This is a genomic window from Acinetobacter sp. GN11, assembly GCF_054823985.1.
In genome coordinates this window covers 1-1,374 of record NZ_JRVL01000311.1, presented here as the reverse complement: position 1 = coordinate 1,374, position 1,374 = coordinate 1, and the positions used below count along the sequence as shown (strand labels likewise).

Here is a 1,374-nt window from a genome sequence, read left to right as displayed (position 1 = left end):
GATCTATTTGTTTTTTTGAGATGGTTCGTCAACGCCAATAAAACGTTAATTTATTTTACATCTCACATATTTGTGAAAAAAATCAATTACACTAGTAAAAAATAGCCGATTGTTGTCAACCTCCCACCTCTTTTCAACGTTATATAAGAGATATATTGAAAATAAGGTGGGTATGTCCAATGACAGGATTTTCCATCTCCATGGATTTAGCACCGAAAAAGTCTCGATCGGAAACATCTAGTGCTCATGCAAGCACGGCTGAACAACGCCTGAAAGTTTTCATGCAAGATGTTACTGGTCGTGCGTTGGTGATGATGGAGAGTGCTACCCAAGGTCAACAAGGTATTGCAATGGATTTGGTTCAAGAAGCATTTATTGCTTTACACAAATCTTATGCCGATAAAAATACTGAAGAATGGTATCCCCTGTTTTATACGATTTTAAACAACAAACTTCAGGATTGGCGCCGCAAAGAATCTCGTAGAGCAAACCCATTTTCATTCTTCAAAAAAGTTAGTCTGGATAGTGACGACGACGAAGTTATTGATGTAGTCGATGAAAAAGCCATCAATCCTGCGGATTTTCTTGATCAAGCAGTGACTATCGAAGAAATTCGAGAAGCAATTTCAAAGCTACCTGTTCGTCAACAACAGGCATTTATGTTACGTGCGTGGGAAGGTTTTGACACACACACAACAGCTCAGATCATGAACTGTACCGAAGGTAGTGTAAAAACCCATTATCACCGAGCAATTCAGGGACTTAGAGAGTACTTAGCCCACTTAAATCCCTTGGGAGGTTCTGATGAATCATGATGATTTCACTAAAAAGGTGACGTCTAAACTTGATAGTTTGGCACATCACCATAAAAATAAAACAGTGGTCATGAATCATGTGCTTGACCATATTCAACAAAAACCAGCCTCTTTTTATAGTGTCTGGAAAATGTCTGGTTTTGCACTTGCAGCTGCGATCACAGGTTTTGTAATTTTACCTAATTCAGCAGATATTGTTGATAAGCCACAAAATCAAGTAATTGTAAATCCTAAATTATCCCCACAAATGGTGGAAGATTTAGAAATGCTAATGGTCTTGGGTGAGGATAAAGTACAACATGGCAGCTAAAAAATTAGCACTTATCCTTTGTTCATTAAGTTTCTTGCAAACGAGTTTTGCAGGTTTTGAACGATTCTGGATTTTTTCTAAGGATGCCAATACACAAGTTGATGACACATGGAATGCTCTTTCGGAAGAGGAACAACGTGCAGTTATTAAACGCTACCAGAGCTTAAAAGAGTTACCAGCAAATCAAAGTAAGAACCTACAGCAACGTATGGACTGGTTTACTCAGCTCCCCGATGCTGAAAAAGAAAA

General features: G+C 38.3%; 3 protein-coding genes. All 3 read left to right on the top strand.

The genetic code is table 11. The annotated features are described in order from the left end of the window. Positions 1 to 200 precede the first annotated feature (200 nt). Positions 201 to 815, top strand: a complete 615-nt coding sequence (locus NL42_RS18685) for an RNA polymerase sigma factor (RefSeq protein WP_016137337.1) — start codon at positions 201 to 203, stop codon at positions 813 to 815. After that, positions 805 to 1,125 carry a hypothetical protein gene (locus NL42_RS18680; protein WP_004643705.1) on the top strand — a complete coding sequence of 107 codons (321 nt, stop codon included), beginning with the start codon at positions 805 to 807 and terminating at the stop codon, positions 1,123 to 1,125. Before NL42_RS18685 ends, NL42_RS18680 begins: the two co-directional genes overlap by 11 nt. After that, the coding region (locus NL42_RS18675; protein WP_461313887.1) for a DUF3106 domain-containing protein at positions 1,115 to 1,374 on the top strand (260 nt) is incomplete at its 3' end. The genes NL42_RS18680 and NL42_RS18675, both read left to right, overlap by 11 nt.